11 protein-coding genes are annotated in these 14,659 nt (G+C 47.6%); 7 read left to right on the top strand and 4 right to left on the bottom strand.

Annotated elements, in window-relative coordinates:
* The first annotated feature begins 168 nt into the window (after positions 1–168).
* A complete protein-coding gene (locus F458_RS0114535) occupies positions 169–855 on the top strand; it encodes a haloacid dehalogenase type II (protein WP_018984161.1) in 687 nt (228 codons plus the stop codon).
* Positions 856–875: 20 nt separating this feature from the next.
* Here F458_RS0114535 and F458_RS0114530 read toward each other — a convergent pair whose 3' ends face one another.
* Positions 876–1,964, bottom strand: coding sequence for a Gfo/Idh/MocA family protein (locus F458_RS0114530; RefSeq protein WP_156824266.1), 1,089 nt, complete (start codon positions 1,962–1,964; stop codon positions 876–878).
* Between the two features lie 237 nt (positions 1,965–2,201).
* On the opposite strand from F458_RS0114530, the gene F458_RS0114525 reads away from it, so the two are divergent.
* The 3 genes from F458_RS0114525 to F458_RS0114515 all read left to right on the top strand — a co-directional run bounded on the left by F458_RS0114525 (position 2,202) and on the right by F458_RS0114515 (position 5,566).
* Positions 2,202–3,821, top strand: coding sequence for a methyl-accepting chemotaxis protein (locus F458_RS0114525; protein WP_018984159.1), 1,620 nt, complete (start codon positions 2,202–2,204; stop codon positions 3,819–3,821).
* A 210-nt stretch (positions 3,822–4,031) separates the two neighbouring features.
* Positions 4,032–5,153 carry a porin gene (locus F458_RS19690; RefSeq protein ID WP_018984158.1) on the top strand — a complete coding sequence of 374 codons (1,122 nt, stop codon included), beginning with the start codon at positions 4,032–4,034 and terminating at the stop codon, positions 5,151–5,153.
* Positions 5,154–5,164: 11 nt separating this feature from the next.
* Positions 5,165–5,566, top strand: coding sequence for a hypothetical protein (locus F458_RS0114515; protein ID WP_018984157.1), 402 nt, complete (start codon positions 5,165–5,167; stop codon positions 5,564–5,566).
* Between the two features lie 72 nt (positions 5,567–5,638).
* Here the strand turns inward: F458_RS0114515 and F458_RS0114510 are convergent, their stop codons facing one another.
* Positions 5,639–6,634 carry an aldo/keto reductase gene (locus F458_RS0114510; RefSeq protein ID WP_018984156.1) on the bottom strand — a complete coding sequence of 332 codons (996 nt, stop codon included), beginning with the start codon at positions 6,632–6,634 and terminating at the stop codon, positions 5,639–5,641.
* 220 nt (positions 6,635–6,854) lie between these two features.
* Between F458_RS0114510 and F458_RS0114505 the strand changes: the two genes are divergently transcribed.
* On the top strand, positions 6,855–7,169 hold the full coding sequence (locus F458_RS0114505; protein ID WP_018984155.1) for a DMT family transporter: 315 nt from the start codon (positions 6,855–6,857) through the stop codon (positions 7,167–7,169).
* On the opposite strand, the gene F458_RS0114500 is transcribed toward F458_RS0114505, so the two are convergent.
* Together F458_RS0114500 and F458_RS0114495 are read right to left on the bottom strand one after the other, a co-directional pair.
* Positions 7,131–7,760, bottom strand: a complete 630-nt coding sequence (locus tag F458_RS0114500) for a hypothetical protein (RefSeq protein ID WP_018984154.1) — start codon at positions 7,758–7,760, stop codon at positions 7,131–7,133. The genes F458_RS0114505 and F458_RS0114500 overlap by 39 nt on opposite strands.
* A 112-nt stretch (positions 7,761–7,872) precedes the next feature.
* Complete coding sequence (locus F458_RS0114495; protein WP_018984153.1) at positions 7,873–9,147, bottom strand: PQQ-dependent sugar dehydrogenase; 1,275 nt, start codon at positions 9,145–9,147, stop codon at positions 7,873–7,875.
* Positions 9,148–9,572: 425 nt separating this feature from the next.
* On the opposite strand from F458_RS0114495, the gene F458_RS20215 reads away from it, so the two are divergent.
* Positions 9,573–10,253 (top strand): hypothetical protein, encoded by a 681-nt coding sequence (locus F458_RS20215; protein WP_018984152.1) that lies wholly within the window; start codon positions 9,573–9,575, stop codon positions 10,251–10,253.
* 6 nt (positions 10,254–10,259) lie between these two features.
* The gene (gene pulA / locus F458_RS0114485) at positions 10,260–14,648 is read left to right on the top strand and encodes a pullulanase-type alpha-1,6-glucosidase (protein WP_018984151.1); all 4,389 of its coding nucleotides are present in this window, start codon (positions 10,260–10,262) and stop codon (positions 14,646–14,648) included.
* Positions 14,649–14,659: the final 11 nt, after the last annotated feature.

Raw genomic sequence — 14,659 nt, 5'->3', positions numbered from 1 at the left:
TTTATTGATAGATTTGTATAGGGAATATACAGATATGCGCTCGGTACGCAGATCGGGCGGTGAGTATACATGAAAATGCATATTCATGAAGTTATTTTGGCAAAAATATGAAGCCTATCTTAAAAAGATAGGCGTTCATCTTATAAACCCACGGCTACAGGAGTTAGCATGACAACGTTATCTACCCCACCAACCACGCTTTTTTTTGATGTTAACGAAACATTGCTCGATATGTCTGGGATCAAATCTGCTATTGCTGATGCGCTAAATGGTAATGACAATCTGGTACCAGCCTGGTTCTCTCAGTTGTTACATCACTCACTGGTAGACAGCGCCACCGGTCAGTATCACGATTTTGCAGATATTGGCGCAGCCTCACTGGTTATGGTTGCGCACAGCATGGGTAAGGGCTATTCAATGGAAGAAGCCAAGTCTATTATTACCGGCCCCATGACTAACCTGCCGGCATATGATGATGTGGCAGACGGCCTTACCCGCCTTAAAAACGCGAACTTCACCCTGGTCGCATTCTCCAATTCCGCTGAGGCAGGACTTCATAAACAGCTTCATCAGGCGGGTATTGCCAGGTTGTTTGATACCATTTTGAGTGTCTCGACACTTAAGCGCTATAAACCGCACCCAGAGACTTATCAATGGGCCGTGGACACGATGCAGACGGACACTCACAACAGTATGATGGTAGCCGCTCACGGTTGGGATGTCAGCGGTGCTAAGGCAGCAGGTATGCGAACGGCCTTTATTGACCGTCCTGGCAAGATGCCCTACCCGCTAGGGCTTTCCCATGATTTACAGGTAACCGATATCACTATGCTGGCAGATAAATTACAAGCCTAAAACCTTTATCTCTCTTGCGCTTAACCCAAGCGAACCGGGTTGCCGGTATCTGCCGCACGAAAGATTGCGTTTACCAGTCTGATATCGGCCAGTCCCTCGGCACCAGTAACCAGGGCCGGGCCGGTGCCCAGGATGGCTTGTGCGTCATTATCCATTTGCAATGCTTGTTGCATTTTACTGATAGGAGATAGTTTCTTGCCATCGCTGGTAAAGCCGGTGACGCCGGTATATTGCTGCATCGGCTTGAGTTCATACCAGCCATTTTCACACTGGGTTTTAAGATGATTGAATCCCTTCACCACACTTGTTCCGCAGTCAGCTGTAACACCATTACCAAAATCCATCGTAAAATACGTGGTTTCATCGACTTCAGTAAAAACTTTTGGATGAGATTTTTCATGACGACCGGTAACAGAGACCGGCTCTTTACCTGTCATATAACGTGCACCGTTTATTGCATAAACACCCATGTCATACAACGCGCCACCGCCCATGTCCTTTTGCATGCGCCAGTTGTCGGCTGGCCGACCACTACCAGCATAGCCGGCGAAACTGCTTAGTCCGGTTATAGGGCCATAGGGGCGACTGTCGCGATAATCACCGAACGTGCGCGTATTGGGTTCATGTTGCATGCGATAGCCAATCGCAAGCTTTACCCCATTTTTTTCACACGCATCAATGATCGCCTGACACTCCTTTTCATCCATCGCCATAGGTTTCTCACACCATACATGTTTGCCTGCATTGGCTGCCTGAACGGAAAATGACTTATGGGTGCCGGTCGGCGTTACAACATAGATAATATCAATATCATCGTTGTCAGTAATAGTGTCCATATCATCATAACTGTACACATTGGCATCTTTGATCTTATATTTTCGCTGCCATTCGGGTACTTTTTCCGGACTACCTGTAATGATGCCGCGCAATTCACAAAATTGTGTGTCCTGCAGCGCAGGAGCAAGTAAATTTGTGCTGTAGTTACCCAGCCCAAGCAGTGCTACGCCAAGCTTCTTTTGTGATGCAGGTAAAGACCAGGCTGGTGCTGCAGCAAGCAACAGACCACTGGAGGTTAATTTAATAAACTGTCGGCGGTTAAATGATGCCATCATTGATACCCTTGAGGAAAACAGATGCAACATTTTTTTACGCATCTTATGCAGCATTGATCAGCGCTTTGATCTAAAACACCTCTTATTAAATTAATCTAAAGTTCCATTCCTTTTGTGACGATAAAGTAGCTAAGATACTCATCAAGAGTTATTTGTATTTGCTCATACCCTGGCTATGACAACTAGTCCAATGGTACGTGCATCGACGTACTATTAGATGTAAAGGATGTAACAATGAAGTTTCTTCTGAATTTATCAGTGGCAAAAAAGATTTTTCTAATTCCCATCATTGGCGCTGCCAGCTTTCTCATTTTTGTCGTCATCAACAGCTATATTTCAAGCCAGAACGCCCAACAGCTTGAAGCAGCAAAAAATGTAGATTTTCCAGCTTTACAGTTAAGCTCTGAAGCGCTGGTGTCTATGGAAAAAGTCAGAGATACACTTGCCGGTGCTGTGACTACCGGTGATACTGACGCGCTGACACTGGCCAGGCAGTCAGCTGAAAAAACAGAACAACGGCTGGCTCAGATAGAAAGTATCGACCCTGAACTTTCTGCGGAAGTTAACGATATTCTGGCTGAGTTTGATGCCTACTATGTGTTGGCTAATCAGATTACTACATCAATGCTTAACGACACGGCTGATTTTTCCACGCTTAGCACACAGCTGGAAACAATGAACCAGCGTTATGAAGAAGTTACTTCCCATTTAAACAATTTTAAACAACGCCGTGCTGAAGCCTTTGATAAAGCTTTTGAGGATTACAATGATGCGCAGCAGTTTCTGCTGCTACTAGGCATTATCATGGGCTTGCTCACTACAATTATCTTGTTTGCTACTGCCTGGCCGATTGTTTCTGAAATTCGCGGTAACCTGAACCGGGTAGTGAGTTCTTTACGAAATATCGCTGAAGAAAATGGTGATTTGACGGTACGTATCGAGTCTAACTCCAAAGATGAAGTGGGCGAATTGGTCACTTACTTCAACCGGTTTATGGAGCGCCTGCAAAACCTGGTCAAAGACATTGTGGATACCACCCTTCCCCTGTCCTCGCTGGCCCAGAACTTAAACACGCTGACCACAGATACCAATCGTACCATCAAGAATCAGCAGGAATCCGCTACAGAAGCGAAATCTGCAGTAGAACAGATGAGCCAGTCGGTCTATCAGGTAGCTCATAATGCAGCAGAAGCCTCAACGGCTGCTAACGAAGCTGCAGATGCTGCCAACGAAGGCAAGCGGGTTGTAGGCAATACGGTCAGTAGTATCCAGAGCCTGGCTGAAAACGTGGCAGAGACGGCCGATGTTATCCAAAAACTGGAGAATGATTCTAATCAGGTTGGTGTGGTACTGGATGTCATTAAAGGTATCGCGGAACAAACCAATTTGCTGGCACTCAATGCTGCTATTGAGGCAGCCCGTGCCGGTGAACAGGGCCGGGGGTTCGCTGTGGTGGCCGATGAAGTTCGCACCCTGGCATCACGGACTCAGCAGTCAACAGAAGAAATTCAGAACACAATAGAACGTTTGCAAAGCGCCGCGCAATCGGCTGTAACAGTCATGAATAAAGGCAATGAAAAGGCCAGGGAAAGCGTCGATACCGCGAACCTTGCTGGCCATAGTCTGGACACAATCACGCAAACTATTGATCAGATAAGCCAGATGAACGCGCAAATTGCAGCTTCAACAGACTCTCAGCAAGCGACGTCTCGCAACATCGTGAACAGCGTAGATGCAATATTTCAGCGTACTGAAGAAACCAGTAAGGACTCTCAGGAGCTTGCATCTGCCAGTCATCAGCTGGCCGATTTGGCAACCAAGCTTGAGTCTATCGCCAGACAGTTCCGGGTTTAAGACACCAAAAAAACTATACAATCAGTCAGATAAAACCCCGCTCATAACGCGGGGTTTTTTTATACTTTTGCCGCCAAAAATTTATATTAAGCACGTATATTAGAGCATACTTAATTATAGCTATATGTATCCTAACTCTACCTTTGGTTTATATATTATACCGCTGGTTCATCTACTCTATTCCTGTCCCTAATTACCCTGGATTTTTCAATGAAATTTAAATCTTTATCCTGCCTTTCTCTAGGCCTGGCTTTTTCTTTTGGCGCGCATGCAGATATTGAATTTAGCGGCTTCGGAACGCTGTCTGCCGGAATGCTGACTGACAGCGATACAGAGGTTCGCAACTATACGGATACCAGTCCTGAATTTAAAACAGGATCATTCTTTGCGTTGCAGGCTTACTCTGATCTTGGCGACGGCCTGAGTGCTACCGCTCAGATCCGTGCAAAAGGCGAAGATGACTGGGATCCCGAATTTACCTGGGCGTATCTGTCCTATCAGGTACAGGACAATTGGCGGGTGCAGGTTGGCCGCCAGCGTATCCCTATTTATCTTTATTCAGATTACCTGGATGTTTCTTACGCTTATCACTGGATCGCACCGCCTATGGAAGTCTATCAATCAGTCTTTGATAGCCTCGACGGTATTGGCTCTATTCATGATTTTTCGGTAGGCGATGCTCAGGTCAACGTTCGCTTCTATTATGGCCAGGAAAATACAACCCGCGCCGATGGGGTCGAGTTTGATGTGGATGATATTTTCAGTGCCGTAGCCAGTATAAATTATGGTTGGTGGACATTCCGCACTACCTACGTTGAATTTGAATTTTCTGCGGATATTGGTGTTGATCCGTTGGCTGAGGCTTGGGCGCAAACTCCGTTTGCATACGTGGGTGAAGATCTGCGAATTAATAATGATGATGCAACGGGTCTGGAAATGGGCGTAATATACGATGACCAAAACTGGTTGTTCGTTGCCGAGTATATTCCAAGCGATCTTGAGGGAACGATAGTTGGTGAGCTCGACCCCTGGATGGTGTCGTTAGGCAAGCGCTTTGGTACTGTTATGCCGCATATTACCTATGGTCGCAATAAATCTACATCGGTGGACCTGTCGGGTGTACCACGTGGTCTTAGCCCACAGTTGGATGGTTTGCTCGCAGTAACTGAAGATGCCACAGAATTTCGCAGACGTAACTCGCCTTTCTACACTATCGGCGCACGCTGGGATTTCCATGACTCTGCCGCATTTAAAGCTGAATACACGCAGTCTGAGCAGGCCGATGGCAGCGATGCAGGTTTATTCCAGGTTGCTTTGGTTACGGTTTTTTAAGGGTCAGTAAAATGAAAATAATCAACACAATTAAAAAACATACTTTTGTTCTGACTACTTTGATGCTGGCTGTGCCGGCTCAGGCGGAAATTGCAGTTATTGTCAACAGCGGTAACAGCGCTGCCATGGGTCAGGAAGAAGTCAGCCAGATTTTTCTAGGCAAAGATAAATCTATGAAACCAATCATGGCAAGCGGTTCCGCGTCTGACGAGTTTATCGAAAAAGTATTATCTCGCTCACCCAGCCAGTTTAAAGCTTACTGGGCGAAGCTGGCATTTACTGGCGGTGGTCGGCCGCCAGAAACCATCGGCGCAGGCGATGTTATCAGCAAGGTTTCGTCGGATAGCAACACTATCGGCGTGGTGGATGCATCAGCCGTAACCGGTGATGTCAAAGTACTGTTTAAGATGTAAAATCTGTTTATCCCGCTAAAAGGAGCCCGTTACGGCTCCTTTTTTTTGGTGCAATGATAAATGTCAGCAGCCTCAGATATCGCCCCGGATATGGCTTCTCACTTGCGTTTTGTAAAATTCAGCCAGTTCTTTGTGTAACTGCTCCGATAAAGCTTCAGTATGTTCAGCCTGGACATTCTGTGTAACCTGCTCGGGTTTACTCGCGCCAGCAATGACACTGGTTACCGCCTTATGATCCAAACACCACCGCAGGGCAAACTGTGCCATTGTAATGTTTGAAGGTTTAAACTGCGCTTCAAGGCTATCAACTAGCTCGACACCCTTTTCCAGGGTCAATCCGTTAAATGTTTCACCAACATTAAATGCATCACCGTCTTTATTGAAGTTACGATGATCGTCGGCTTCAAAAGACGATGAGGCAGAAAGTTTGCCAGATAGCAGGCCACTGGCCAGTGGGAGCCTTGCAATAATGCCCGTGTTACTTTCCAGCGCCTGGTCAAATAACTTAGAAACGGCATCTTGTCTTAACATATTGAAGATGATTTGCAGCGAAGTAACCTCACTGTGATCAAGACAGAACTGTGCCTCTTCGACAGTTTCGACACTGGCGCCATATGCGCTAATCTGGTTTTCTACTTTGAGCTCTTCCAGCCAGTCAAAAATATGCCGCGCCTTGAGCACAGAAAATGGCACACAATGTAACTGCAACAGGTCGATGGTATCGCGCTGAAGCCTATCCTGAGAGCGCATTACGGCATCGCGCATATTGTTGAAACTGTAATTATCAGGGTAGGTTCCTTCGCCCCTGCCATATTTTGTCGCTATAACCACATCGCTTCGCTGGCTGATGTATTGCCCTAAAAAGCGTTCACTTTGCCCCGCGCCATAAACATCTGCAGTATCGAAAAATCGAATACCTTCATCGACCGCGCGCATTAAAATATTGTGCGCAGCTTCTTCACTTATTGCCCCGAAATCACCGCCGAGCTGCCAGCAGCCCAGCCCGATTCGACTAATTTCTATGTTGGATTTTCCCAACTGACGCATTGAAAGTTCGGCATCTGACATTAATTTGTCCTTATTACTGGTAGGATTCAGAACTTGTACGCCGGATTTGTCGAATAAGATTGGGAAAGCAGGTATCGATTCCATTAGGACAGTTGTCCTCAAAAATCACAACTTTGTTAAAAACAAGCGCTGTTGCGCGGTAATGATACGCGTGTATCTCGCATTGTGTATTGGCGTATAGTGAGACGTCTTTTTCAATCTTTTTGGTGGAGGTGTAGCGATGAGCTGGATTTATTTAATTGTAGCAGGCCTGCTTGAAATAGGCTGGCCGGTAGGTTTAAAAATGGCACAGACACCAGGCACCCGCCTCGTCGGTGTTGCTATGGCGGTGGTCTTTATTGTTGCCAGTGGTTTCTTTTTGTATCTTGCGCAAAAGCAAATCCCAATCGGTACCGCTTATGCTGTATGGACCGGAATTGGTGCAGCCGGTACATTTTTGGTGGGGGTATTATTCTATCAGGACCCGGCAACCTTACTCAGAGTTTCCGGCGTTTTGTTAATCGTTAGTGGCGTTGTGTTGCTTAAAATCGCCTGAAGTCGGCTGGCTGGACCTGAGTTGTAAACTGAGTTGGTAACGATATTCGCTTTCTCTTGCAAAAATTGTATCGTTGTTGAGGCGGGTAATTTTTTTCATCAGCACATCGCCGGTTTTAGGAAAAAAATAGATCTTTCTGGCATAGGTTTGGCCAAGATCGCCATTAATAATAGCGATGTTCTGACTTTGAAAATAATTGGTGACAAAATTCGCAGTAACGGTTTCCCAAGATGAAGATATTTTACCGGACATTTGCAAAAGATTTGCGTCACCAAACAATTTTACCTTTAACCGGATATGTTGGCCTCCCAGTTGTTTCACACCGCCTAACAACGTATCAAGAGTCTGTATTGCATAAGCATGTACAGATGATTGACACCAAAAGCCATGAGAATCAGAAGGCAATAAAAAGTGGGTTAACCCGCCAACACCGGCAATGGGATCAAACAGGCATGCAGAAACACTTGAGCCCAGTGTCGCGATAATTACTTTGTGCTGGGCGGTAGCAAGGTGTTCTCCGGGCAGTAATTTGACTGCCTCACAGTTAAATCTTCGATCAAAGTACGCAGTATAAGGAAATTGTGACGGCATAACTTACTCCCTTTTTGAATGCGAAGAACACAATCAGACAGGCGGCAAATGTCACCGCCTGTTGATTCTTCAATTTCTACACCTTCAAGTATATGCCGCCCTTAACCTGATACTAATTAGACTTTTGGTCAGCCTGCACAGACCAGATAGCGTTGCCATCATCATCTGCCACCAGCAGCATGCCATTATCTGTAACTCTCACCGCTGTGGGTCGGCCATACGCTTCATCGGTATCCATACTTTTAATAAAGCCACCCAAAAACTCCTCGATTTCGCCGGTGGGCTCACCATTTTCAAATGGCATAAATACGACGCGGTAGCCATTATATTTTGCCCGATTCCACGAACCGTGCTGCGCAGCAAACAATCCATTGTGATAGCGCTCAGGAAATGCTTCAGCCTGATAAAATTCTAAATCCATCGTGGCCGAGTGATTACCCAGCGCAATATCCGGCACGAGAGTTTGTTCCGGAAGATCCTCAGGCATTTTATCTTTCCACCGCGGATCGACATGTTCACCAAAATATTTATAGGGCCAGCCGTAAAAACCGCCTTTTTTCACACTGGTAACATAGTCAGGAACCAGGTTGTCGCCCAGCTTGTCTCTTTCATTTACTGCCGCCCACAGTTCGCCGGTTACCGGGTTATAATCCAACCCGTTAGGGTTACGCAAACCCCAGGCGTATACTTCTTCATTGCCACCGTCTAAATCAACAGTGAATATTTTGGCACGACGCTCCTCCTTATCCATACCATGTTCACCGACGTTACTGGATGAGCCAATAGTCAGTAGTAGCTTATCCTCTGTATCGTTGACTTCGATATTCCTGGTCCAGTGGTGGTTATAGCCGCCGGAGGGCAGTGAATGAATCACTTCGCCCTTTCCTTTGATGGCATCAGCACCTTCAGTGTAATCATAGCGAGTGATATTGTCGGTGTTGGCCACATAAAACTGACCATCCACCAATGTCATTCCAAAGGGCTGATTCAACCCCTGCTCCAGAAATACATGGCGCTCATCAGCCACCCCATCGTTGTCGGTATCTCTGAGTAACGTTATGCGATCAGCACTGCCTTTTTCGGCGTCATTGGACTCCGCGACCAGTACATCACCATTGGGTAAAAGGTACAACCAGCGAGGGTGCTCAAGGTCATCAGCAAACGCTTTTACCGTAAAGCCCTGAGGTGCCTGGGGTGTCTGGTTATCAGGCCATGGAATGACTTTTGTGCGGCGTTCCGCAGACTTGGTAGCGTATGGTTCAGGAAGGGGAACTTTGTCCCCCATTGCATAACCATTTTCAGGTTCAACAGCAACTTGTGCCTGTGCCATATAGGCGGGAAAACTGAATAAACTAACCAGGCAAATTGCCAGTGGTGTCTTTCTCATCGGTGGCTCCTTCATTGTCTTATAAGAAGTCGCATCTACTACATATGGGCCGGTTCAGGACCCAAGGAACACGAGTTGTAACATTCCCTACGCAGAATTTGAGCACTCAGTTTTTTAAATTGTATTATTTATTAACTATTAACTATTGCCAGGCAGAGAAACTGGCATAATCATCAGTTCTTTTTTTATCCCCGACATGCCCCTTCACCACCTCTAAAGGTTATTTTTTATTCAGACCTTCCTCATTTGAATCCCTTCTATCGACAGGTATATTTTTTATTACATACGTATTCATTAGTCTTTAGCTAGGCGTACAAAATTTCCTCATTTAGGATACATGGCAATTACATTCAGTTAACAATGCGCATCTGATGAGGTCTTCCTCTTTTATGATGCCTCCCTGTATCTATTAAGAAGGAAACTTTATGAAAAACCTTTTTGCACTTGCCACATTATCCTCGTTACTCGTGTACTTACCTAACGCCGAAGCCAGCATTGTTAACGGCGACTTTGCCACCTGTGATTTCAGCGGCTGGCAGCAGGATACAGATGGCCTTGGTGCTCCGGGCAATACTGCAGATTTCACCATAGCCAATGATGCAGGAAACTGCAGTGCTAACATCATGGTCGATGATATGACCACCTCCACCGCTTTTTATGCTAACACTCTGTTTACAGGGCTGGATTTATCTGCCTCTGAAAATGATTTGACGTTATCCTTTGACTGGACATTTAGTGGCACGGACGGCGATGCTCAAGCTGGCGACTACTTTTCCGTATACCTTTCTGATGGTTCGGGTGCGCCGTTTAACGCGCAGGGTATGCCAGGGTATCTTATCGATCCGGTAAGTTCCTATGGTAGTGACAGCTTTACTGCGGTGCTGGATAGCTCTCTGTACACCATGAGTAACTGGACCCTGGAATTTCAGTTGTTCGATGCGTTCTCGCCCACTGATGAGCCACTCATGTCGGTCCTCAACATCGACAATGTTCAGTTAACCGCACAAGCAGTAGCAGTCTCCGCGCCTGCTACCGGCATTTTGGCAAGCCTGTGTACGCTGGCCGCATTGCGCCGACGCACTAATAAACCGGCTGCGCAGGAGTAAGCCCTGATGAATAAACCTCTCATATCAATAATAACCGCAGTATTGCTGTTATTTAGCGCCTCGGGACTGGCTCAGTGGACGCAGCTTGAAAACGTCGGTGTCGATTATACGCCGCGCCCAACGTTCGACAGAGTCAATAAACAACTGGTCAGCGTGGTGACCATCACCAATACAGGTGACAGCGACCTCAATACGCCGCTCAGGCTGATGTTTGATGCTACTAACCACGCCATAATCAATGCTACGGGTGCGGATGAAAACACGCCCTTCATCGATATAGCAGGCATAGCCCTGGCGCCGGGGGATTCACACTCGCTACCGGTGAAAATGAACATCAGTCGTGAGCGAGTCAGTTTTGACCTACGGCTGTTAACAGAAACGAGCACCGCAACCGGCCTGGATTTGGCAGCTAACCAGATCGCTGTGTTTTATTCGCGTGATGACGAAAATTATGAGAACTGGGGCTTACATCTGTGGAATGGCGAAGGATGTGGCAATTATGCAGCGCCTACTGCCACCAGCACGTATTTTAATAACTGGACCGACCCTTATCCTGCCGATGGCATTCATCCTGACTATGGGGCGTACTACATTCTGAATATTGAGCCGGGCGCATCTTGTTATAACTTTATTGTGCACAAAGGCGATGACAAGGCATTGGGTAATGCCAACAGCCGTTTTGATCCATCGCAAGGTCAGGAAGGTTTTACTTTTCATGGCTATCCCGAGATCTGGTATTCGCCGCTCACCAGCCGTCCAGCGTCTATCGACGGGGCCCGCGCCCACTGGATTGATACTGATACCTTGCTATGGCGTGTAGACAGCGATGCAGCCGAGTCTTACTCGCTGTATTACTCAACCGATGCGTCACTAAGTCTGGATGATGGTAATTTCAACGGCACCCAGTATCTGCCGATGCAGTTAGCAAATGTTGACGCCGCTATCCGTGCGCAGCTACCGCATATGGATAATTTCACAGGGTTCACTCTGAATACTGACGTTTCCCGGGCGAAGATGCTTGTAAAACAACAATTGATGGCAGTGGCACGGGATAGCGAAGGAGAAATCGTTGATATCACTCGAGTTCAGATACCCCGCTTGCTGGATCATCTCTATACCAGTGGCAATAATGATGCTGATGAGGCCAACCTCGGCATCACCTACACAGATAGTCAGATTACTGCAGCTATCTGGGCGCCCACCGCGACGGCTGTAAAACTCAATGTTTTCAACGATAACAAGCAGCCTGTCGAACAGTTTGCGATGGATTATGATGAAAACTCAGGAATCTGGCGGTATCAGGGTGACGCAGCCGCGCTGGATCGACTTTTCTATCAATACGAAATTGACGTTTATCATCCCCTGACTGAGTCGATGGAAGTGGTTCACACGAGTGATCCCTATTCGGTAAGCTTGTCCACCAACGGTCAGTTCAGCCAGTTTGTTAATCTGGATGATACCTATGCCGCAGACTTAGCGCCGCAAGGCTGGAATTCACGTATGCGCCCTGCTTTGCCGGCACCGGAAGAAGCGGTAATTTATGAAACGCACATCCGCGACTTCAGTATCAGGGACGAATCGGTAACACCGGAATACCGGGGCAAATATATGGCCTTTACAGAAGAAAACTCTACGCCTGTAAACCATCTTGCATCACTGGCTGAAGCCGGAATGACCCACATTCATCTTTTACCGGCCAATGATATTGCCTCCATCAACGAAGACGAAAGCAGTCGTGTTGATTTAACCGATACTGTGGGCAGGCTGTGTGCCACTGTACCTGATGCCCCCGTGTGTGGCGTTGAGTCAAACTCAGCTGTGTTGTGGGATGTTCTGGAAGGTTACGATCCGGCCAGCACTGATGCGCAGGCATTGATTGACAGTATGCGCAGGCTGGATGGTTTTAACTGGGGTTACGACCCACATCACTTTGCTGCACCAGAAGGCAGCTATGCCACCGACCCGGACGGTGAGGCACGTATCAAAGAAATGCGGGCGATGGTGATGGCGCTTAATAATATGGGTCTGCAGGTAATTCTGGATGTGGTTTATAACCACACGGCCTCATCGGGTTTGTATGACACCTCGGTGCTTGATAAAGCTGTACCGGGCTATTATCAGCGTTTGAATGAAGTAACCGGCGCCATAGAAAATTCCACCTGCTGTGAAAATACTGCCACTGAACACCGCATGATGGCGAAGCTGATGAACGATTCACTGGTCAGTTTTGCAAAGCATTTTGGTTTCGACGGCTTCCGCTTTGATTTGATGGGACATATTCCTAAGCAGGCGGTGTTGGATGCCCGCGAAGCAGTGCGTGAGGTAGATGCAGATACCCTGTTCTATGGTGAAGGCTGGAACTTTGGGGAAGTGGTAAATGACCGTCGGTTCCCACAGGCTTCGCAGTATGGCATGGCCGGTACCGAGGTAGGGACATTTAATGACCGCTTGCGGGAGGCTGTTCGCAGCGCAGAGTTATTCAAAAATAATGGCAGTACAAATCAGCAAGACCTGATTCGCCTGTCTATGGCAGGGAGCCTGAGTGGCTATGAATTTGTCACCGCCGGTGGCGAGATGGTAAAAGGCGAAGATTACGACTGGAACGGACAAAGTGCTGCCTATGCCGAAGATCCCGCTGACAGCGTTCATTACGTTTCCAAACATGACAATGAAACGCTGTGGGACCAGTTACAATATAATCTTCCTTCCGCTATGCCTCTTGACGACCGAGTGCGGGTACAAAGTATTGCTCTGTCGATTCCGCTGTTGAGTCAGGGCATTCCATTTTTGCACATGGGCAGCGAACTACTTCGTTCCAAGTCAATGGATAGAAACACCTATGATGCCGGCGACTGGTTCAATCTGGTAGATTTCACCGCCACTAACAACGCCTGGAATACAGGTTTGCCATTGGCTCAGGATAATCAGAACCGTTGGCCTGAAATACGTGGTATTAGCGCAAACCCAAATTCAGCCATTGACGCTCAGGCGATGCACGCCGCCAGCGAACAGTTCAAGGATTTTCTGCGCGTGCGTAAAAGCTCGCCGCTGTTTAAACTGCGGACCCTGGAAGATATCCGCCGGCGGGTTACTTTTCACAATACCGGCACAGCCCAGACCCAGGGCCTGATTGTAATGAGTATCGATGATGGGCACGGTGTCACGGATATCGACCCGGCGCACGACGCTGTGCTGGTAGTGATTAATGCTACTGACAGCACGCAGACAGTGACCGGCTTTGGTGATTTGATGCTGCACCCAGTCCAGCAGACAGCATCCGATCCGGCGCTCACAGAGATAACCATTACAACTGAGGGTGTTAGCGTCCCCCGGCTGACTACTGCTGTACTGGTTAAACCGCAGTCAGGTAGCCAGGGCAGTGGCATTTCAGCCTTGCCACCATACGGTGATCAGCCTATCTATTTGCGTGGGGATATGAACGGTTGGGCCACCAGCGATCCGTTCACCTATCAGGGCAACAAGACATACTCACTGACAACTACGCTGGCGGCCGGTGATTATACATTTAAGATTGCCGACGAGGCGTTTGGGCAGGCCAATATCGGTGGTGGATTCAACGTGCCCGTTGGAGGTGAAGCGACGCTGCAAAATGGGGGCAACAATCTTACTTTGTCTATTCCCCAAACTGCCGAATACCAGTTCGAGCTGACGGCGCAGGATGTGCAGGCTCCCATTCTCACCATTACATCTGATGCGATTACACCACCGGAAGATACCGGCCCCTACAATGTTCCGATTTTTGTTCGAGGTACAATGAACAATTGGTCGGCCACCGAGACGTTTGAATTATCATACAAAGGCAACGGTATGTATAAAGGCTCCGTAGCACTGGACGCTGGTAGCCATACCTTCAAAATTGCTGATGCCAACTGGAGTAGCGTTAATATCGGCGCTAACGGCCCCGGACAGACTGTGCAAACAGATACACCGTGGGATGTCATCAACAGCGGTGATAGTCAGGACTTATCGTTTATCGCGCCAGTCAGCAGCGCTTATATTGTTAGTCTTGACGCCTCCAACCCGGCAAGCCCGATCCTTACAATAGCTGAGGATGTACCTCCCATTGCTGAAACCCTGTACCTGCGCGGTACAATGAACAGTTGGGGAACAGCGCATCCAATGCAATATGTGGGGATGGGAATCTACACTGCAGATGTAGCACAGACTGCAGGCACTACCTATTTTAAAGTGGCCACGCAGAGCTGGTCGATTAACTTTGGTGCCAGTAACCAAAATACTCTTGGTTACTGGTTCCCTATGTACGAAAACGGCGGTGATTCAGCCATTGATATTGACGTTGCTGAGACCTATCGATACTGGTTTGACGCTACTGCGGTGCCTGCGCAGATGAAGGTGGAACCCATCGTAGAGTAACAATATCTTTG

The sequence above is a fragment of the Salinimonas chungwhensis DSM 16280 genome, assembly GCF_000378185.1.
In the GTDB taxonomy this organism is placed as follows: domain Bacteria; phylum Pseudomonadota; class Gammaproteobacteria; order Enterobacterales; family Alteromonadaceae; genus Alteromonas; species Alteromonas chungwhensis.
This window is presented reverse-complemented; position numbering and strand designations above follow the sequence as displayed.

What these genes read in the sequence shown, in the direction of transcription:
- F458_RS0114515 (WP_018984157.1), top strand. Translation starts at nt 5,165, where the DNA reads ATGAAAATAATCAACACAATTAAAAAACATACTTTTGTTCTGACTACT.
- F458_RS20215 (WP_018984152.1), top strand. Translation starts at nt 9,573, where the DNA reads ATGAAAAACCTTTTTGCACTTGCCACATTATCCTCGTTACTCGTGTAC.
- pulA (WP_018984151.1), top strand. Translation starts at nt 10,260, where the DNA reads ATGAATAAACCTCTCATATCAATAATAACCGCAGTATTGCTGTTATTT.
- F458_RS0114535 (WP_018984161.1), top strand. Translation starts at nt 169, where the DNA reads ATGACAACGTTATCTACCCCACCAACCACGCTTTTTTTTGATGTTAAC.
- F458_RS0114505 (WP_018984155.1), top strand. Translation starts at nt 6,855, where the DNA reads ATGAGCTGGATTTATTTAATTGTAGCAGGCCTGCTTGAAATAGGCTGG.
- F458_RS19690 (WP_018984158.1), top strand. Translation starts at nt 4,032, where the DNA reads ATGAAATTTAAATCTTTATCCTGCCTTTCTCTAGGCCTGGCTTTTTCT.
- F458_RS0114500 (WP_018984154.1), bottom strand. Translation starts at nt 7,760, where the DNA reads ATGCCGTCACAATTTCCTTATACTGCGTACTTTGATCGAAGATTTAAC.
- F458_RS0114510 (WP_018984156.1), bottom strand. Translation starts at nt 6,634, where the DNA reads ATGTCAGATGCCGAACTTTCAATGCGTCAGTTGGGAAAATCCAACATA.
- F458_RS0114525 (WP_018984159.1), top strand. Translation starts at nt 2,202, where the DNA reads ATGAAGTTTCTTCTGAATTTATCAGTGGCAAAAAAGATTTTTCTAATT.
- F458_RS0114495 (WP_018984153.1), bottom strand. Translation starts at nt 9,147, where the DNA reads ATGAGAAAGACACCACTGGCAATTTGCCTGGTTAGTTTATTCAGTTTT.
- F458_RS0114530 (WP_156824266.1), bottom strand. Translation starts at nt 1,964, where the DNA reads ATGGCATCATTTAACCGCCGACAGTTTATTAAATTAACCTCCAGTGGT.